The sequence below is a fragment of the Bradyrhizobium sp. AZCC 2230 genome, from assembly GCF_036924495.1.
Lineage (GTDB): Bacteria > Pseudomonadota > Alphaproteobacteria > Rhizobiales > Xanthobacteraceae > Bradyrhizobium > Bradyrhizobium rifense.
In genome coordinates, this window is record NZ_JAZHRS010000001.1 from 6,096,195 (window position 1) to 6,114,059 (window position 17,865).

Consider the following 17,865-nt stretch of genomic DNA (forward strand, 5'->3'; position numbering starts at 1 on the left):
AGGCACCATTTACCCTATTTGCTGCGAAACTTCGCCCGGAAAATTACGAAGAACTGAATTAGCCCTTCAATATTTCGGCAAGGGTGTGCCCAAGGCGGGCGGGGGACGGGGAGACTGTAATCCCTGCGGATTTCATCGCATCGGTCTTGGAACCGGCATCGCCCTTGCCGCCCGAAATGATCGCGCCGGCATGGCCCATGCGGCGGCCGGGAGGTGCGGTCACGCCGGCGATGAAACCGACCATCGGCTTCTTGCGGCCGTGCTTGGCCTCGTCCTTGAGGAACTGGGCAGCGTCCTCCTCGGCGGAACCGCCGATCTCGCCGATCATGATGATCGATTCGGTCTTGGGGTCGGCCAGGAGCATCTCAAGGACGTCGATGAACTCGGTTCCCTTGACCGGGTCGCCGCCGATGCCGACCGCGGTGGTCTGGCCGAGGCCTTCCTGCGAGGTCTGGAACACGGCTTCGTAGGTGAGCGTGCCCGAGCGGGAGACGATGCCGACAGAGCCGGTCTTGAAGATGTTGGCGGGCATGATGCCGATCTTGCACTCGCCGGCGGTCATGACGCCCGGGCAGTTCGGCCCGATCAGGCGCGACTTGGAGGCGGCGAGCGAGCGCTTCACGCGCACCATGTCGATGACCGGGATGCCCTCGGTGATGCAGACGATCAGCGGGATCTCGGCGTCGATGGCTTCGCAGATCGCGTCGGCCGCACCCGGCGGCGGCACATAGATCACCGACGCATCCGCGCCGGTCTTCTCACGCGCCTCGCGGACGGTGTCGAACACCGGCAGGTTCAGATGGGTCGCGCCGCCTTTGCCCGGCGAGGTACCGCCGACCATCTTGGTGCCATAGGCAATCGCGGCCTCGGAGTGGAAGGTGCCGTTCTTGCCGGTAAAGCCCTGGCAGATGACCTTGGTGTTCTTGTCGATCAGGATGGACATGAGGTGTGCTTTCGCGAAACTAACGAGTGAGAGGTCAGTGGATGCGGCGGTAGACGCCGGTGAGCACGTCAGCCCAGCCTTCCGCGTCCGGCGAGAACTGGATCTTCAACGAATAGGAATTGTCGTCGATGATCTCGTAGACGTGGCGCGCATTGCCGCGCAGCGAGCCGCGCACCAGCGTCAGGGTCTTGCCGACCCACCCGCCGGAGGCGGGCGAGGGCGGCGTGTAGCCGAGTGAATCGTACCAGAACAATTTGTAGGTCCGGTCCTCGCGGTCCCAGGTGAAGAGGCCGTGAGTGGCGAAGCTCTGCTTGCCGTCGCGGATCTGGATCGCATCCTGGATCAGGTAGAACCCGTTGAGATCCATGCGCGCCACGGTGCGCGAGGTCGCCGGTCCGCCCTCCATCCAGCGCGACGGAAAGACCACCTCTTCACCATTCCATTCGCCGGCGAACGCGGCGAGACGCGCATGCTCTGCAAGGGGGGCTGATGCGGAGAGATGGTCCTGGGTCATGGCCTTAGCCTCCCTTGACGGCCTTCACGATCTTCTGCGCGGCGTCGTCGAGATTGTCGGCAGGCACCACGTTCAGGCCGGATTCACGGATGATCTTCTTGCCGAGCTCGACGTTGGTGCCTTCGAGGCGAACCACCAGCGGCACGCTCAGGCCGACCTCGCGCACGGCGGCGGTGACGCCCTCGGCGATCACGTCGCACTTCATGATACCACCGAAGATGTTGACCAGGATGCCCTTCACGTTGGGATCCGCGGTGATGATCTTGAACGCGGCCGCGACCTTCTCCTTGCTGGCGCTGCCGCCGACGTCGAGGAAATTCGCCGGCGCCATGCCGTAGAGCTTGATGATGTCCATCGTCGCCATGGCGAGACCGGCGCCGTTGACCATGCAGCCGATATTGCCGTCGAGGGTGACGTAGTTGAGGTCGTACTTGGACGCCTCGATTTCCTTGGCGTCTTCCTCGGTCTCGTCGCGCAGCGCGAGCACCTCGGGATGACGGAACAGCGCGTTGTCGTCGAACGACACCTTGGCGTCGAGCACGCGGAGCTGGCCCTGTTTGGTCACGACCAGCGGGTTGATCTCCAGCATCGACATGTCCTTGGCGACGAAGGCGGCGTAGAGCTGCGCGGTGAGCTTCTCGGCCTGCTTGGCGAGATCACCGGAGAGCTTCAGCGCGTTGGCGACGGTGCGGCCGTGATGGCCCATGATGCCGGTCGCGGGATCGACCGAGAAGGTCACGATCTTCTCTGGGCTGTTGTGCGCGACGTCCTCGATGTTGACGCCGCCTTCGGTCGAGACCACGAACGAGACGCGCGAGGTCTCGCGGTCGACCAGGATCGAGAGATAGAACTCCTTGTCGATGTCGGAGCCGTCCTCGATGTAGAGGCGGTTGACCTGCTTGCCGGCGGCGCCGGTCTGGATCGTCACGAGGGTGGCGCCGAGCATCTGCTTGGCGAATTCGGAGACCTCAGCGGCCGACTTGGCGATACGGACGCCGCCCTTGTCGCCGGCCGAGGCTTCCTTGAACTTGCCCTTGCCGCGGCCGCCGGCATGGATCTGGCTCTTCACCACCCAGACCGGGCCCGGGAGGGCCTTGGCGGCAGCTTCCGCGTCAGCGGCCTTCAGGACCGGAACGCCCTTCGAGATCGCTACGCCGAACTCGTTCAGCAGCGCTTTGGCCTGATATTCATGGATATTCATATGGTCGCTCCCTGAACCCGCGGGCGGTGACCCCTAGGGGCCCACCTCAGTCTTGTGGCTGGCATACCATATACCACAGGAACTGCAACCCGGATTCTCTGACATCGAAATCGCGGAACCGGAACCCGCCCAGCCTTCAACAAGGGTTGCAGCCAGGGTCCGGAAATGAAACCGCCGAAGACCGGGTTTCGATCTTCGGCGGGGATTGTTTGCCCTTAGCGGCCGAGAAGATCGGGTGCGATCTTCTTGCAGGCATCGACGAGGCCCTGCACCGCGCCGACGGACTTGTCGAAGGCCTCGCGGTCCTTGCCGGTGAGCTCGATCTCGACGACGCGCTCGACGCCCTTGGCGCCGATCACGACGGGCACGCCGACATACATGTCCTTCACGCCGTATTCGCCGTTGAGGTAAGCAGCCGAGGCCAACACGCGCTTCTTGTCACGCAGATAGCTCTCGGCCATCGCGATGGCCGAAGCGGCCGGCGCGTAGAAGGCCGAGCCGGTCTTGAGCAGATTGACGATCTCGGCGCCGCCGTTGCGGGTGCGGTCGACGATCTCGTCGAGGCGCGCCTGCGAGGTCCAGCCCATCTTGACGAGGTCGGGCAGCGGGATGCCGGCGACGGTGGAGTACTTCACCAGCGGCACCATGGTGTCGCCATGGCCGCCGAGCACGAAGGCGGTGACGTCTTCAACCGAGACGTTGAACTCGTCGGCCAGGAAGTAGCGGAAGCGCGAGGAATCCAGCACGCCGGCCATGCCGACGACCTTCTTGTGCGGCAGGCCGCTAGCCTTCTGCAGCGCCCAGACCATCGCGTCGAGCGGGTTGGTGATGCAGATGACGAAGGCGTCGGGGGCGTACTTCTTGATGCCGGCGCCGACCTGCTCCATGACCTTGAGGTTGATGGAGAGGAGGTCGTCGCGGCTCATGCCAGGCTTGCGCGGCACGCCGGCGGTGACGATGCAGACCTTGGCGTTATCAAGCGCTTCGTAGGAGTTGGCGCCGGTATAGTGCGCGTCGAAACCGTCGACCGGCGAGGACTGCGCGATGTCGAGCGCCTTGCCCTGCGGCACGCCCTCGGCGATGTCGAACATCACGACGTCGCCCAGTTCTTTCAGGCCGATGAGGTGGGCCAGCGTTCCGCCGATCTGGCCGGAGCCAATCAAAGCAATCTTGTCGCGCGCCATGTGAACCTGTCCTTTAGACACGTGAGGGAAAAACTGAATGGGTGGTTATCCCTTTCGCTTCCGCCGTTCAAGTCGGTGGATGCCCATTTGTCGGGCTTGCCGCGATGGCAGCCAGCATACCCGGTCGTCATTCCGGGATGCGCCGACAGGCGCAGGCCCGGAATCCATCGGGCGGCAGAGTTGATGGCGCGATGGATTCCGGGCTCGCGACTTTGTCGCGCCCCGGAATGACACCGGTGGGTACTGATAAAATAGGACTTAAGTCTCCACCAGGCCCTTGGTGGACCCGCTGGCGGTGGAATCCTTACGGCCATGAGGCAGCGCCAGATAGGATTCCGAGCTCATCTCGATCAGGCGCGACGAGGTCCGCTTGAACTCCATCGCCTCGGTGCCCTCATGGGCGAGGTAGAGCGAGATCGGGTTGGCATCGGCCGAGGCCATCAGCTTCACGGCATTGTCATAGAGCGTGTCGATCAGCGTGATGAAGCGCTTGGCGGCGTTGCGCTGGGAGAAGTCCATCACTGGAATATGGTCGACCAGGATGGTGTGATAGTCGTGCGCCAGCCTGAGATAGTCGGATGCGCCGAGCGGCTTCTCGCAGAGATCGGCGAACGGAAACCGCGCGACGCCATGGGCCGAGCACGGCACGTGCAGGATGCGGCCCTTGATCGAAATGTCGCGCGACTTGCATTTGGCGTTGCCGGTCATCTTCGACCAGGCGCGGTCGAGCGCGGCATCGGCATCGCCGTCCGCCGGCGTCAGCCACATCGGTACGCCCTGAAGTTTCTCCAGCCGGAAATCCGTGCGCGCATCCAGCCGCCGCACGTCCATGTGGTCGGTGATCTGCTTGATGAAGGGCAGGAACAGCGACCGGTTCAAGCCGCCCTTGTAGAGATCGTCGGGCGCAACGTTCGAGGTCGCAACCACGACGGTGCCGAGCTCAAACAGTTTTGCGAACAGGCGGCCGAGGATCATCGCGTCCGCAATGTCGGTGACGTGGAATTCGTCGAAACAGAGCAGCCAGCTCTCCTCGAAGATCGCATGCGCGGTCAGCGCGATGACGTCGCCGTCGGCGGTCTCGCCGCGCGCGATGCTCTGGCGGTAGTCGTAGATGCGTTCGTGCACCTCCGCCATGAACTCGTGGAAATGCGCGCGCCGCTTGTGCTCGACGGTGGAGTGCTGGAAGAAAAGATCCATCAGCATGGTCTTGCCGCGGCCGACCTCGCCATGGACATAGAGCCCGTGCGGCGCCTCATCCTTGTCACCACCGCTGAACAGGCGGGCAAGCAGCCCCTGCTTGCGCGGCGACTTGTAGTTCGCGAGCCGCAGGTCGAGCGCGGCATAGGCCTCGGCGACCTCGGCCTGCGCGGCATCGGGCTCGATCGCGCCGGAGGCGATCTCGGCCTGATACGCTTCGCTGAAGGAGGAATCCTGGGTGGAGAGCATCGCTCTTTACCGCCAGAGACCGGCGGAAATTGCAAGCCGTCAATTGGTGGACGGGGTATGCGGTTTCGTGTCCCGGACGCGCTGCAGCGTGCAACGCTGCTGCGCAGAGCCGGGACCCACTGTTTCGTTCATTTCCGTGGAGCGATGGGCCCCGGCTCAGCAGTGCACCACTTCGTGGCGCACTGCGTCCGGGGCACGAGAGCAGCGCTATTCACACAATTCGTAGGCGTCCTCGACCACATACGGTCCGCCGCCGGTCGACGCGCGCGACGAGAACAGCACGAACCGCTCCGCCATAAACGCCTTGCTCGGGAAGTAGCCGCGCAGCGAGAGGTAGTCGGCGACGTCACGGTCGGTGGCGTCATGCAGCCGGGCCAGCGTGACATGCGGAATGAATTTACGCCCTTCGGGATCGAGGCCGATCCGCTGCATCATGCGTTCGAGCTCGGCCTGCAAATCCATCAGCGGCTTGCTCGGCGCGATGGTGGCGACCACCGCGCGCGGCTTGCGGCCGCCGAAGCTTTGCAGGCCCTGCACTTTCACTTCGAAAGGCTTGCGGTCGACGCGAAACAGCATCGATGCGATCTCGTTGGCGGAGATGCCATCGATATCGCCGATGAAGCGCAGGGTGACGTGATAATTTTCGGGATCGATCCAGCGGGCGCCTGGAAGGCCACCTCGCAAATTGGAAAGCGTCTGGCAGACCTCGGCCGGGATTTCCAGACCAGTGAACAAACGCGGCATCGTTTCGCACTCCCGATGCTTGGGCATGATCCGAGGGGAAGGATCATATCCAAATTTTAGAGCCGGCGACGAATCATCTGTAGTCTAATTCCTATCGCAGTTGTGTGACTCTGCGAAGAGTGCCTAACGCTACACCGGGAAAACCCTGGTTGTTAGGGTTAGCATTGCCTGCTTTTCAACGGCGTTGCTCGCCGATCGTGCGCAGGAATGCCTCTACCGTGGGCAGCATGTTGTTGACGACGATGTCGACGCCTTCAGCGGTCGGGTGAATGCCATCGGCCTGGTTGAGCTTGGCGTCGGCCGCAACACCGTCGAGGAAGAACGGATAGAGCGGCAGGTCGAACTGTTTTGCCAGATCCGGATAAATCGAATTGAAGCGCGCGCCATAGTCCGCGCCGAAATTCGGCGGCGCCAGCATGCCACACAGCATCACGGCGATCTTGCGCGCCTTGAGACGCCCGACGATGTCGGTCAGCGCCGCGCGCGTCAAGTCGGGGTCGATGCCGCGCATCGCGTCGTTGGCGCCGAGCTCGACGATGACGCCCTCGGTTCCGTCGGGCACCGACCAGTCGAGCCGGTCGCGCCCCCCCGACGAGGTGTCGCCCGACACCCCGGCGTTGGTCATGTCTACGGCCATGCCTTTGGTCTGCAAGGCTTTTTGTAGCTTGGCCGGGAACGCGTCCTGGGCCGGAAGGCCGAGACCGGCACTCAGGGAATCGCCTAGAACGACAAGCTTGATCGGCTTTGTCGTTTCCGCCCAAGCGGGGTTGGCGACCGTCATCAAAGCGAGCATCAACACGGCTATGTGCATGAAGAATCCGTAACGCCTCTCGACCGCGTGTGCGGAGTTGCCATATGACCGGACCATGGACAGTCGCATCGAATCCTCTTCGCTCGCCGGCACCACGCCGGACACCATCGCCATCTCCAACGTCAATCTCTCATTGGGGTCGGGGGCGGCACGCGTTCACATCCTCAAGGATATCAGCCTGCGCGTCGGCTCGGGGGAGACGATCGGCCTGATCGGCCCGTCAGGCTCGGGCAAATCCACGCTGCTGATGGTGATGGCGGGGCTGGAGCGTCCTGATAGCGGAGAGGTGGTGGTCAACGGCACGCCTTTCAATGCCCTCGACGAGGACGCGCTGGCCCGCTTCCGCGGCCGCCAGGTCGGCATCGTCTTTCAGTCCTTCCATCTGATCCCGACCATGACGGCACTGGAGAACGTCGCCGTGCCGCTCGAGCTCGCCGGCAATCCCGATGCCAAAAAGCGCGCAGCCGAGGAGCTGCAATCGGTCGGGCTCGGTGATCGCCTGCATCATTATCCGACGCAGCTCTCTGGCGGCGAGCAGCAGCGCGTGGCGCTTGCGCGCGCGCTGGCGCCCGATCCCGCCATCCTCGTCGCCGACGAGCCGACCGGCAATCTCGACGAGACCACGGGAAAGCAGATCATCGATCTGCTCTTCACCAAGCACGCCGAGCGCGGCATGACGCTGGTGCTGGTCACGCACGATTCCTCGCTCGCGCATCGCTGCGATCGCGTGATCCGCCTGCGCTCAGGGCGCATCGACACGCAGACGAACAACGCATGAGCGTAGCTGTCGAACCGTTTGCGAAGCCGAACGGCGTCGCGCTGTCGCTGCGCTACGCACTGCGCGAATTGCGCGGCGGCCTGCGCGGCTTCTATGTCTTCATCGCCTGCATCGCGCTCGGCGTGATGGCGATTGCCGGCGTCGGCTCGGTGTCGGCGAGCCTGAGCGACGGCCTCGCGCGCGAGGGGCGCACGCTGCTCGGCGGCGACGTCTCCTTCGTGCTGTTCCAGCGCGAAGCGAAACCCGAAGAAGTTGCCCTTCTGCGCTCGCGCGGCACGGTCTCCGTGGCCTCCACCCTGCGCGGCATGGCGCGCTCGGCCGAGGGCAAGCTGGCGCTGGTCGAGATGAAGGCGGTCGACGACACCTATCCGATGCTCGGCCAACTGACGCTGGCGCCGCAACTGCCGCTGACCGATCTGCTTGCCGAGCGCGATGGCGCATTCGGCGCCGCCGCCGATCCGACGTTGCTGGCGCGGCTCTCGCTGAAGATCGGCGACCGCGTCACCATCGGCTCTGCGACCTTCCAGATCCGCTCTAGCGTCGAGGCCGAGCCCGACAAGCTCGCCGGCGGCATCGGTTTTGGTCCGCGCTTCCTGATCAGCGAGGCGGCCTTGCGCGCCACCGGCCTGGTCCAGCCCGGCAGCCTGGTGCGCTGGGTCTACCGCGTCAAACTGCCTGACACCGCCAACAGCGACCGTGCCACCGATGCCTTCATCGCGGACGCCCGCAACGCCGCGCCGCAGGCCGGCTGGGAGGTGCGCAGCCGCTCCAACGCCTCGCCGCAGCTCGAACGCAATATCAGCCGCTTCACGCAATTCCTGACCCTAGTCGGCCTCGCCGCACTGCTGGTCGGCGGCGTCGGCGTCGCCAATGCCGTGAAGAGCCATATCGATCGCCGGCTCGAGGTGATCGCGGCCCTCAAGGCCGTCGGCGCCACGGGGCGCGACGTATTCGGTATTTATCTCGCGCAGGTCGTCCTGCTCGCCGCGATCGGCTCGGTGATTGGCCTGGCGCTCGGCGCCGCGATGCCGTTTGCCATCGTCGGCCTGTTCGGAAAACTTTTGCCGCTGCCGGTGGTCCCGGCCGTGCACGCCGACGAGCTCGCGCTGTCCTTTGTCTACGGCCTCCTGACCGCGCTCGCCTTCGGCCTGTGGCCGCTCAGGCGCGTGCACGACGTGCCGGTCGCGGCACTGTTCCGGGACACCATCAGCTCCGAATGGCACCGGCCGCGCTTGAGCTATCTCGCCTTCATGGGCGTCGTCGTCGTCCTGCTGGTTGCGGTCGTGATCGGACTGTCCTTCGACAAGCGCATCGCGGCGGTGTTCGTGGCCTCCTCCGTCGTCGTATTCGTCGTGCTGCGCGGTGTCGCGGCCGTGCTGATGGCCATCGCGCGGCGGCTGCCGCGCACGCGCTTCACCATGCTGCGGCTTGCGATCGCCAACATCCACCGGCCGGGCGCACTCACGCCCTCGGTCGTGCTGTCGCTCGGTCTCGGCCTCGCCGTGCTCGTCACCATCACCCAGATCGACGGCAATCTGCGCCGACAGTTCCTGGCGGCGCTGCCCGAGCACGCGCCGTCGTTCTACTTCATCGACATTCCGAGCACCCAGGCCGCTCCGTTCGACGACTATCTGCGCCAGATCGCCCCGAGCGCGAAGGTCGAGGACGTGCCGATGCTGCGCGGGCGCATCGTCGCCGCCCGCGGCGTCCGCGCCGAGGACCTCAAGCCCACCACCGATTCCGAATGGGTGCTGCAGAGCGACCGCGGCCTGACCTATACCGGCGAGCTGCCGAAGGGCTCCAAGGTGGTCGAGGGCGAATGGTGGGGCGCCGACTATTCCGGCCCGCCGCTGGTCTCGATGGAGAAGAAGATCGCCGACGGTCTCGGGCTCAAGGTTGGCGACGAGATCGTGGTCAACGTGCTCGGCCGCGACATCCCGGCGAAAATCGGCAATCTCCGCACCATCGACTGGCAGGGGCTCGGCATCAATTTCGTGCTGGTGTTCTCGCCGAACGCCTTCAAGGGCGCGCCGCACACCCACATCGCGACGCTGACCGAAGCCGGCGGCGATGCGACCGGCGACGGCAAGATCATCAAGCAGGTGGCGGACGCCTATCCGATGGTGACGAGCGTTCGCGTGCGCGAGGTGATGGAGACGGTCGGCGCGGTCGTGACCAACCTCGCGCTCGCGATCCGCGGCGCCAGCGCCGTGACCCTGATCTCGGCGATCCTGGTACTGGGCGGTGCGCTCGCCGCCGGCCATCGCCACCGGGTCTATGACGCGGTGATCCTGAAGACCCTCGGCGCCACGCGGCTGCGGCTGCTCGGCGCCTATGCGCTCGAATATCTCCTGATCGGCCTTGCCACCGCGGTGTTCGGCGTGTTCGCCGGCAGCATCGCGGCCTGGATGATCGTGACGCGGCTGATGACGCTGACCTTCGTCTGGCAGGCCGGCAGCGCGGCCGGCGTGGTGGCCGCCGCCCTGGTCGTCACCGTCGGGCTCGGGCTCGCCGGCACGCTGCTGGCGTTGAACAAAAAGCCTGCCACAGTGTTGCGCAATTTGTGACAAAAGGTAGCGGGTGGCTGCGCCGGACCGGAATCGGGCGATTCCTGCGATTAACCACCTCTACGCGTCAGGATTGCGCGCCAAGGGCGACATTCAGCCGCGCGTGGACGGTTGCAGCGGATGTGTTAGTTTCCCACATATCGGATGGGTTCGGAGACCCGATTGTTAGCCAAAATTAATGTCGGCAGGCATCGGTATCCGAGATAGAATTAGACGACCCGGCGGCATGGCAACCCTCATGCCGGACCGGGCAACCAACGGGAATTCGACCATGTCGGACCTAGACCGCAATTACGCTTCTCCTTTCGGCAGGGCCGCCGGGCGTGTTGACGCCGCGACGGTCGACGCCGGTCTGCGCGCTTACATGCTGCGCATCTACAATTACATGAGCATTGGCCTGGCCATCACCGGCCTGGCCGCGCTTGGCGTCTACATGGCTGCCGTGACTGACGTTCCGACTGCGGAAGCCGTCCGCGTCGGTAAGCTGTTCCTGACGCCGTTCGGCTACGCGATGTTCGTGAGCCCGCTGAAATACCTGTTCATGCTGGCGCCGCTGGCCATGGTGTTCGTGATCTCGGCCGGCATCAACCGTCTCGCCCCCTCGACCGCCCAGATCCTGTTCTGGGTGTTCTCGGCGCTGATGGGCATCTCGCTGTCCTCGATCTTCCTGGTGTACACGCACACCTCGATCGTGCGGGTGTTCTTCATCACCGCGGCGACCTTCGGCGCGCTGAGCCTCTACGGCTACACCACCAAGCGTGACATGAGCGGCATGGGCTCGTTCCTGTTCATGGGCCTGATCGGCATCATCATCGCGAGCCTGGTGAACCTGTTCCTGGCCAGCTCGGTGCTGCAGTTCGTGGTGTCGGTGGTCGGCGTTCTCGTGTTCGCGGGCCTCACCGCCTGGGATACGCAGCGCCTGAAGAACGACTACATCTACGGCTACGCTTCGGCCGGCGGTGACATCGCCGAGCGTGCGGCGATCTCCGGTGCGCTGTCGCTGTATTTGAACTTCATCAACCTGTTCACGCTGCTGCTGCAGCTCCTCGGCCAGCGCGACTAAGCGCCAGGCTTCAGAGAACGGACACGAACCCCGGCCGCGAGGCTGGGGTTTTTGTTTAGGGGCCCGAGTGCTTCCGCAACCACCGTCATCGCGAGCGCAGTGAAGCATCCAGAGTCCCTCCGCGGATGCATTTCTGGATTGCTTCGTCGCAAGGGCTCCTCGCAATGACGGAGTATGTGGAAGCGGCGTTGCCTCTTCCAGCCGCCGCGCGAAGCCTCTAATCTTCCGCCATGTCCGCACCCGAAATCAGGCCCACCCTTGAGGCCGACCTCCCCGCCATCACCGCCATCTATCAGCAGGCCGTCCGCGAGGGCACCGCGACGTTCGAGCTGGAGCCGCCTGATCTCGCCGAGATGACGCGGCGCTATCGCACGCTGGTCGACGGCGGTTATCCCTATTTCGTCGCCACGCTCGAGGGACGCGTGGCCGGCTATGCCTATGCCGGCGCCTACCGGCCGCGGCCTGCCTACCGCTTCACGGTCGAGAACTCGATCTATCTCGATCCCTCCTTCCACCGCCGCGGCATCGGCTCGCTGCTGCTGGAGCGGCTGATCACCGAATGCGAGGCGCGCGGCTTCCGCCAGATGATCGCGGTGATCGGCGATTCCGCCAATGCCGGCTCGATCGGCGTGCACACCAGAGGCGGCTTCAGGATGATCGGCACGCATCCGAATGTCGGCCTGAAATTCGGCCGCTGGCTGGATACGGTGATGATGCAGCGCGACCTCGGCGAGGGCGCGAGCACGGTGCCGGGGAAATAGGTCTGCGCTCCATCCGGGCTGCGAACCTTCGTCACCTCATCGCTCTCGTAGGGTGGGCAAAGGCGCACAGCGCCGTGCCCACCATCTCTCGATCATAGGCGAATGGTGGGCACGCTTCGCTTTGCCCACCCTACCGCACCTCAGTTACCGCACCGTTCGCCTGGCTACACCACCGCCAGCTTCCTATCGATCACCAGCAGCACGCGGTCGAGCTCGTGGCCGCGGCGCAGGATCAGGCCGGTCGCCGAGATCACGCTGTACATGCCCTGCTTGCGGGCCAGCCGCGGATCCTTCTCGATGCGGTAGATCGGCACTTCGGAGGCGCGGCGAAAGACCGAAAACACCGCGCGGTCCTTCAGGAAGTCGATGGCATAGTCGCGCCACTCGCCGTCGGCGACCATGCGGCCATAGAGATTGAGAATTCGGTTCAGCTCGAACCGGTTGAACGTCACCCGACTGAGTTGGGCATTCGCAGCGGCGGGGCGCGCCACTGCGCGCTGCTCGCTCGGATCGGCATCCTCCGGCGTCAAACTCATGCAGCGCCTCCTGTCACATCAGCATGACCCGCCTCCGCGAAGACCGTCCCCGGAGCCACGGTTCATGACAATTGCATGATTGCGCCAACTGTTCCCCGCCGCAAGAGGCTCCTGAGGGTCTCTTGAGGACCTCGGCTCGCCTCGCCAACCGGTTGCGAATCATGACACACGCAACGGTGGAACTTCTCAGCGGCAAACCGTCACGGGAACGTTAGCAGGAATCACAGGATCGCCGCTTTTCCGCCCACGGCCCGCCGCCCTGCACTGCGAAAAGACCTGTGTGCGTTGACCCGGTCCTTTCGGTTCCGGATTCCTCAGCCCCCAGCCCCCCGGGGTCGGACAGGATCGGGTCTGTACGCGCAACAAGGAGGGCCAACGCAAGTTGGTCCTTTTTTGTTTGTGTCGGGGTGTTTCTCTCCGCCGTCATTCCGGGGCGCGCGAAGCGCGAGCCCGGAATCTATTTCCCAGCTCAACAAGAAGATCGATGGATTCCGGTCTCGCGCCAAGAGGCGCGCCCCGGAATGACGAAAACAATTTGGCTGAGAATATCTACGCGCGCTTCAGTGCAGCGACGTGTACGCTGCGCCCAGCATCGCGCCGGGCTTCTCGCGGCTGCCGTCCTGGACATAGACCACCGCGCCGTCGACACCATCGCGCGAGGTGAGGTTCTCGAGCGGCACCGTCCAGCTTTCCGGATGTCCGTTCCAGTCACCGACCTTGAGCAGATTGCGCACCACGTTGTGATAGGTGATCTGCTGGCCGCGATTTTCGCCGCGGCTGATTTCGATCGGCACTGACTTCGCGATCGAGCAGATCCAGACCTCGCCATGCGAGATCGCCGGCTCGTTGCTCGCGGCCACCGACACGTTGATCTGCTTGCCCGCGAGCGACATCGTCACCGGCACGCTCATCACGCCCGTGCCCTTTTCGGTCTTGCCGATCGCGCTTTCGATGCCGGCACGGTCGCTGCCGATGACATGGGCTTCGCCGTTGACCACGACCTGCGGCGTATAGACCTCGCGGTCACCGCGCATGCGTGAATAGGCGCGCTGCCGCGCCGAGAAACGTGAATCGGCCAGCGTGTCCTTCCAGCCGAGATAATCCCAATAATCGATCGGCATGCTGAGCGCGATGATCGAGGGATCCTTGGAGAGGTCGCCGATGACCTTGTCGGCGGGCGGGCAGGAGGAGCAGCCCTGCGAGGTGAAGAGTTCGACCACGGCGCGGGGATCGGCCTGGGCGGGACGGATGACGGCGACGATTGCGCAGATGCCGAGCGCCCCCGACCAGAGTGCGCCGGACCATCGCGAAACCAAATGAGAAGCCATCATTCCAGTCATGTCGAACGTCACATCTCGTATTCGTGGAGGGATATCCTATCGCCTGATGGTCACCGTAGTCTTACGGGCACGGCACATTCAACCATCGTATGCGAAATGTCCGCCGGGCGGGCCCATCTGAAGCATCCCGTAACGCACGAAGGCGACCTTGTGATAGGCCGCCTTCGTTTAACCTTCTACTCACGTCGCGGTGAGCCACCGTTCACAAATTCGCGCTTAGGCGGCGAGCTTGCGCAGCACATAGTGCAGAATGCCGCCGTTCCGGTAGTAATCGAGTTCGTCCAGCGTATCGATGCGGCAAAGCAGCGAAACGCGCTGCAGCGAACCGTCGCCGGACACGATCTCCGCGGTCAGCTTCTGGCGCGGCTTCAGGTCGCCGACGAGGCCACGCAGCGTGACCTTCTCGTCGCCCTTCAGGCCGAGCGACGACCACGAGGTGCCGTCCTCGAAGGTCAGCGGCAGCACGCCCATGCCGACCAGGTTGGAGCGATGGATGCGCTCGAAGCTCTGGCAGATCACGGCGCGCACGCCGAGCAGGCGCGTACCCTTCGCAGCCCAGTCGCGCGAGGAGCCGTTGCCGTATTCGGCGCCGGCGAACACCACCAGCGGCACCTGCTCCTGCTGGTACTTCATCGCGGCGTCGTAGATCGACATCTGCTCGCCGTCCGGCCAGTGCTTGGTGAGACCGCCTTCCGGAATGTTGCCGTCGGCACCCTTCAGCATGAAGTTCTTGATGCGGATGTTGGCGAAGGTGCCGCGCATCATGACTTCATGGTTGCCGCGACGCGTGCCGTACTGGTTGAAGTCGGCGGGACGCACCTGGTGCTCGCTGAGATATTTGCCAGCGGGCGAGGTGAGCTTGATCGAACCGGCCGGCGAGATGTGGTCGGTGGTGATCTTGTCGCCGAACATGGCGAGGATGCGCGCCTCGACGATATCGGTGACCGGCTCCGGCTCCTTCTTCATGCCTTCGAAGTAGGGCGGGTTCTGCACATAGGTCGACGACATGTTCCAGCGATAGGTCTCGCTCTCGACCGTCTTGATCTTGCGCCAGTTGGTGTCGCCCTTGAACACGTCGGCATACTTCTTCTTGAAGATCGCCGCGGTCACGAACTTCTTCATGAAGGCGTTGATCTCCTTCGTCGTCGGCCAGATGTCCTTGAGGTACACCGGCTTGCCGTCTTTGCCTTCACCGAGCGGCTCGACGGCGAGGTTCTTGGTGACGCTGCCGGCGAGCGCGTGCGCGACGACCAGCGGCGGCGAGGCGAGATAGTTTGCCTGCACGTCCGGCGAAACGCGGCCTTCGAAGTTGCGGTTACCGGAGAGCACGGCGGCGGCGACGATGCCGTTGTCGTTAATCGACTTCGAGATCTCCTCCGGCAGCGGACCGGAATTGCCGATGCAGGTGGTGCAGCCGAAGCCGACGAGGTTGAAGCCGACCTTGTCGAGATCAGCCTGTAGGCCGGAATCGGCGAGATAGCCCGCGACCACCTGGCTGCCCGGGGCGAGCGAGGTCTTCACCCACGGTTTTGCTTTCAGGCCCTTCGCGGCAGCGTTACGGGCAAGCAGACCGGCGCCGATCAGCACGCTCGGGTTCGAGGTGTTGGTGCAGGAGGTGATGGCGGCGATGACGACGTCGCCGTGGCCGATCTCGTAGTTCTTGCCTTCGACGGCGAAGCGCTTGTTGGGCTCCTCGGTCTTCTTGTATTCGGTGCCCAGCGCGAGCGAAAAACCTTCGGCGACCGACGGCAGCGCGATGCGGCCTTCGGGACGCTTCGGGCCGGCCATCGACGGCACGACGTCAGCGAGGTCGAGCGTCAGCGTTTCCGTGAACACCGGGTCGGCCGACTTGGCGGTGCGGAAGAGCCCTTGCGCCTTCGCATAGGCCTGCACCAGCGCAACGCGCGGTGCGGCGCGGCCGGAGGTCTTGAGGTAATCGATCGTGGCGGCGTCAACGGGGAAGAAGCCGCAGGTCGCGCCATATTCCGGCGCCATGTTGCCGATGGTCGCCTTGTCGGCAACCGAGAGGTTATCGAGGCCGGGGCCGAAGAACTCGACGAACTTGCCGACCACGCCGAGCTTGCGCAGCATCTGCGTCACGGTCAGCACGAGGTCGGTCGCGGTGACGCCCTCCTTGAGCTGACCCTTCAGCTTGAAGCCGACGACCGTCGGCAGCAGCATCGACAGCGGCTGGCCGAGCATGCAGGCTTCCGCCTCGATGCCGCCGACGCCCCAGCCGAGCACGGCGAGACCGTTGACCATGGTGGTGTGGGAGTCGGTGCCGACGAGCGAGTCGGGATAGGCAACCTCGAAGGTGCCGGTCTTCTTGCCGACCGTCATCTTCTCCTTCTTGGTCCACACCGTCTGGGAGAGATATTCGAGATTGACCTGGTGGCAGATGCCGGTGCCGGGCGGCACGACGGAGAAGTTCGAGAACGCCTTCTGGCCCCACTTCAGGAACTCGTAGCGTTCCTGGTTCTGCTTGTACTCCTCGGTGACGTTCTTGCCGAAGGCCTTGTTGTCACCGAAGAAGTTCACGATCACGGAGTGGTCGATGACGAGATCGACGGGGACCAATGGGTTGATCTTCTCGGCATCGCCGCCGAGCTTCTGCATCGCATTGCGCATCGCGGCGAGATCGACCACCGCCGGCACGCCGGTGAAATCCTGCATCAGCACGCGGGCCGGGCGGAACGCGATCTCATGCTCCAGCGACTTCTTGCGCAGCCACTTCGAGACCGCCGTGATGTCTTCCTTCTTGACCGTGCGGCCGTCCTCGTTGCGGAGGAGATTTTCAAGCAGCACCTTCATCGAATAGGGAAGTTTCGAAATTCCCTTCAGACCATTCTTCTCGGCCGTGGGCAGGCTGTAATAGACATAGGTCTTGGCGCCGACCTTGAGGGTCTTTTTGCATTTGAAGCTGTCGAGCGAGGTCATGAAAGGAAATCCCAATTGTTAGTTATACCCGGCAAGGGGTATTTTAACACCGTCAGCGAGTCCGGCTGGGTCGCTTGCAGGGGCAGGTTGAGTTGCTGCATCAAGTAGTTCCGGGCTTATAGAAGCTTTCTAACCGCGCCGCCACAGCCACAATCGAACCCAGCAAGTCGCGAGCCAAAAATTCTGATGCGCTACCCCAAGATTTCCTGAGGCCCGGCTTTGAACGGGTTGGTACCAGGCCAGATGCAGCTGTCGGGACGCGGGGTGATTTGCGTGCGGGGCGGCCGCGAGGTGTTTTCGGGGCTCGATTTCGAGGCGGTCTCCGGCGAAGCCGTGGCAGTGACGGGGCGCAACGGATCGGGCAAGACCTCGCTGCTGCGGCTGATTGCCGGCCTGCTCATTCCGGCAGGCGGGACAATCGTACTGGACGGGGGCGACGCCGACATGACGCTGCCCGAGCAATGCCACTATCTCGGCCATCGCGATGCCCTCAAGCCTGCGCTGAGCGTGGCGGAAAACCTGGCATTCTGGGCTGATTTTCTGGGCGGCGAGCGCGGCGACGCGGCTGAGAGCCTCGCCACCGTCGACCTCGACCACGCCACCGATCTGCCCGCGGCCTTCCTGTCGGCCGGCCAGCGTCGTCGGCTGTCGCTGGCCCGGCTCTTGACGGTCCGCCGCCCGGTCTGGCTGCTGGACGAGCCGACCAATGCGCTGGATGCGGCCGGCCAGGACATGTTCGGCGGGCTCATGCGCGACCATCTCGCCCGCGGCGGCCTGATCATCGCGGCCACCCATGCGCCGCTCGGGATCGAATCGCGGGAGCTGCGGATCGGGGGTGCGATGTGATTCCGATGGACCCTCAGCTTTCCAAGCGCCTGGGCACCGGCCTCTCCGTTCCCTCCCCCCTTGTGGGGGAGGGTCAGGGAGGGGGGTGCCACACGACGTGCTCTCTCGGATCAAGCGCGTGGGAGGGAGACGCTCTGTTGCTGGAAGCTCGGCTTCCCGGAGCATCACTCCCGGGGCTACCCCCCTCCCCAACC

Annotated in this window: 15 protein-coding genes; 5 read left to right on the forward strand and 10 right to left on the reverse strand. The window is 64.3% G+C overall.

The annotated features are described in order from the left end of the window. Window positions 1–58 precede the first annotated feature (58 nt). The 7 genes from sucD to V1280_RS29210 all read right to left on the reverse strand — a co-directional run bounded on the left by sucD (window position 59) and on the right by V1280_RS29210 (window position 6,843). Window positions 59–943, reverse strand: a complete 885-nt coding sequence (gene sucD / locus V1280_RS29180; protein WP_334532357.1) for a succinate--CoA ligase subunit alpha — start codon at window positions 941–943, stop codon at window positions 59–61. 34 nt (window positions 944–977) lie between these two features. Continuing rightward, window positions 978–1,457, reverse strand: a complete 480-nt coding sequence (locus V1280_RS29185; RefSeq protein ID WP_334532360.1) for a DUF1579 family protein — start codon at window positions 1,455–1,457, stop codon at window positions 978–980. Between the two features lie 4 nt (window positions 1,458–1,461). Next, window positions 1,462–2,658, reverse strand: a complete 1,197-nt coding sequence (gene sucC / locus V1280_RS29190; protein ID WP_334532363.1) for an ADP-forming succinate--CoA ligase subunit beta — start codon at window positions 2,656–2,658, stop codon at window positions 1,462–1,464. Window positions 2,659–2,873: 215 nt separating this feature from the next. Next, window positions 2,874–3,842: a malate dehydrogenase gene (gene mdh, locus V1280_RS29195; RefSeq protein ID WP_063980412.1), complete on the reverse strand. Its 969-nt coding sequence runs from the start codon at window positions 3,840–3,842 to the stop codon at window positions 2,874–2,876. Window positions 3,843–4,100: 258 nt separating this feature from the next. Beyond that, window positions 4,101–5,288, reverse strand: a complete 1,188-nt coding sequence (gene zapE, locus V1280_RS29200; protein WP_334532369.1) for a cell division protein ZapE — start codon at window positions 5,286–5,288, stop codon at window positions 4,101–4,103. Window positions 5,289–5,495: 207 nt separating this feature from the next. Further along, window positions 5,496–6,032 carry an RNA 2',3'-cyclic phosphodiesterase gene (thpR, locus tag V1280_RS29205; RefSeq protein ID WP_334532372.1) on the reverse strand — a complete coding sequence of 179 codons (537 nt, stop codon included), beginning with the start codon at window positions 6,030–6,032 and terminating at the stop codon, window positions 5,496–5,498. A gap of 175 nt (window positions 6,033–6,207) precedes the next feature. Continuing rightward, the gene (locus V1280_RS29210; protein ID WP_334532375.1) at window positions 6,208–6,843 is read right to left on the reverse strand and encodes an arylesterase; all 636 of its coding nucleotides are present in this window, start codon (window positions 6,841–6,843) and stop codon (window positions 6,208–6,210) included. A gap of 55 nt (window positions 6,844–6,898) precedes the next feature. Between V1280_RS29210 and V1280_RS29215 the strand changes: the two genes are divergently transcribed. The 4 genes from V1280_RS29215 (at window position 6,899) to V1280_RS29230 (ending at window position 12,012) form a co-directional block, all read left to right on the forward strand. Next, window positions 6,899–7,621, forward strand: a complete 723-nt coding sequence (locus tag V1280_RS29215) for an ABC transporter ATP-binding protein (RefSeq protein ID WP_334532378.1) — start codon at window positions 6,899–6,901, stop codon at window positions 7,619–7,621. Beyond that, window positions 7,618–10,188 (forward strand): ABC transporter permease, encoded by a 2,571-nt coding sequence (locus V1280_RS29220; protein ID WP_334532381.1) that lies wholly within the window; start codon window positions 7,618–7,620, stop codon window positions 10,186–10,188. Before V1280_RS29215 ends, V1280_RS29220 begins: the two co-directional genes overlap by 4 nt. Before the next feature lie 271 nt (window positions 10,189–10,459). Then, a complete protein-coding gene (locus V1280_RS29225) occupies window positions 10,460–11,251 on the forward strand; it encodes a Bax inhibitor-1/YccA family protein (RefSeq protein WP_334532383.1) in 792 nt (263 codons plus the stop codon). A gap of 230 nt (window positions 11,252–11,481) precedes the next feature. Next, window positions 11,482–12,012, forward strand: a complete 531-nt coding sequence (locus tag V1280_RS29230) for a GNAT family N-acetyltransferase (protein ID WP_334532386.1) — start codon at window positions 11,482–11,484, stop codon at window positions 12,010–12,012. A 164-nt stretch (window positions 12,013–12,176) separates the two neighbouring features. Here V1280_RS29230 and V1280_RS29235 read toward each other — a convergent pair whose 3' ends face one another. The 3 genes from V1280_RS29235 to acnA all read right to left on the reverse strand — a co-directional run bounded on the left by V1280_RS29235 (window position 12,177) and on the right by acnA (window position 16,825). After that, on the reverse strand, window positions 12,177–12,548 hold the full coding sequence (locus V1280_RS29235; RefSeq protein ID WP_334532389.1) for a DUF2794 domain-containing protein: 372 nt from the start codon (window positions 12,546–12,548) through the stop codon (window positions 12,177–12,179). Between the two features lie 560 nt (window positions 12,549–13,108). Continuing rightward, on the reverse strand, window positions 13,109–13,888 hold the full coding sequence (locus V1280_RS29240) for a DUF1223 domain-containing protein (RefSeq protein WP_334532392.1): 780 nt from the start codon (window positions 13,886–13,888) through the stop codon (window positions 13,109–13,111). A gap of 216 nt (window positions 13,889–14,104) precedes the next feature. Beyond that, complete coding sequence (acnA, locus tag V1280_RS29245; RefSeq protein ID WP_334532394.1) at window positions 14,105–16,825, reverse strand: aconitate hydratase AcnA; 2,721 nt, start codon at window positions 16,823–16,825, stop codon at window positions 14,105–14,107. Between the two features lie 243 nt (window positions 16,826–17,068). Between acnA and ccmA the strand changes: the two genes are divergently transcribed. Beyond that, window positions 17,069–17,671, forward strand: coding sequence for a heme ABC exporter ATP-binding protein CcmA (gene ccmA / locus V1280_RS29250; RefSeq protein ID WP_334532395.1), 603 nt, complete (start codon window positions 17,069–17,071; stop codon window positions 17,669–17,671). The last annotated feature ends 194 nt before the right edge of the window (window positions 17,672–17,865 follow it).

Bases quoted from the DNA above. Each gene is read 5' to 3' on its own strand.
- mdh (WP_063980412.1), bottom strand. From the start codon at position 3,842: ATGGCGCGCGACAAGATTGCTTTGATTGGCTCCGGCCAGATCGGCGGA.
- V1280_RS29225 (WP_334532383.1), top strand. From the start codon at position 10,460: ATGTCGGACCTAGACCGCAATTACGCTTCTCCTTTCGGCAGGGCCGCC.
- ccmA (WP_334532395.1), top strand. From the start codon at position 17,069: ATGCAGCTGTCGGGACGCGGGGTGATTTGCGTGCGGGGCGGCCGCGAG.
- V1280_RS29235 (WP_334532389.1), bottom strand. From the start codon at position 12,548: ATGAGTTTGACGCCGGAGGATGCCGATCCGAGCGAGCAGCGCGCAGTG.
- sucD (WP_334532357.1), bottom strand. From the start codon at position 943: ATGTCCATCCTGATCGACAAGAACACCAAGGTCATCTGCCAGGGCTTT.
- sucC (WP_334532363.1), bottom strand. From the start codon at position 2,658: ATGAATATCCATGAATATCAGGCCAAAGCGCTGCTGAACGAGTTCGGC.
- V1280_RS29220 (WP_334532381.1), top strand. From the start codon at position 7,618: ATGAGCGTAGCTGTCGAACCGTTTGCGAAGCCGAACGGCGTCGCGCTG.
- V1280_RS29185 (WP_334532360.1), bottom strand. From the start codon at position 1,457: ATGACCCAGGACCATCTCTCCGCATCAGCCCCCCTTGCAGAGCATGCG.
- V1280_RS29230 (WP_334532386.1), top strand. From the start codon at position 11,482: ATGTCCGCACCCGAAATCAGGCCCACCCTTGAGGCCGACCTCCCCGCC.
- acnA (WP_334532394.1), bottom strand. From the start codon at position 16,825: ATGACCTCGCTCGACAGCTTCAAATGCAAAAAGACCCTCAAGGTCGGC.
- zapE (WP_334532369.1), bottom strand. From the start codon at position 5,288: ATGCTCTCCACCCAGGATTCCTCCTTCAGCGAAGCGTATCAGGCCGAG.
- thpR (WP_334532372.1), bottom strand. From the start codon at position 6,032: ATGCCGCGTTTGTTCACTGGTCTGGAAATCCCGGCCGAGGTCTGCCAG.
- V1280_RS29210 (WP_334532375.1), bottom strand. From the start codon at position 6,843: ATGCACATAGCCGTGTTGATGCTCGCTTTGATGACGGTCGCCAACCCC.
- V1280_RS29240 (WP_334532392.1), bottom strand. From the start codon at position 13,888: ATGACTGGAATGATGGCTTCTCATTTGGTTTCGCGATGGTCCGGCGCA.
- V1280_RS29215 (WP_334532378.1), top strand. From the start codon at position 6,899: ATGGACAGTCGCATCGAATCCTCTTCGCTCGCCGGCACCACGCCGGAC.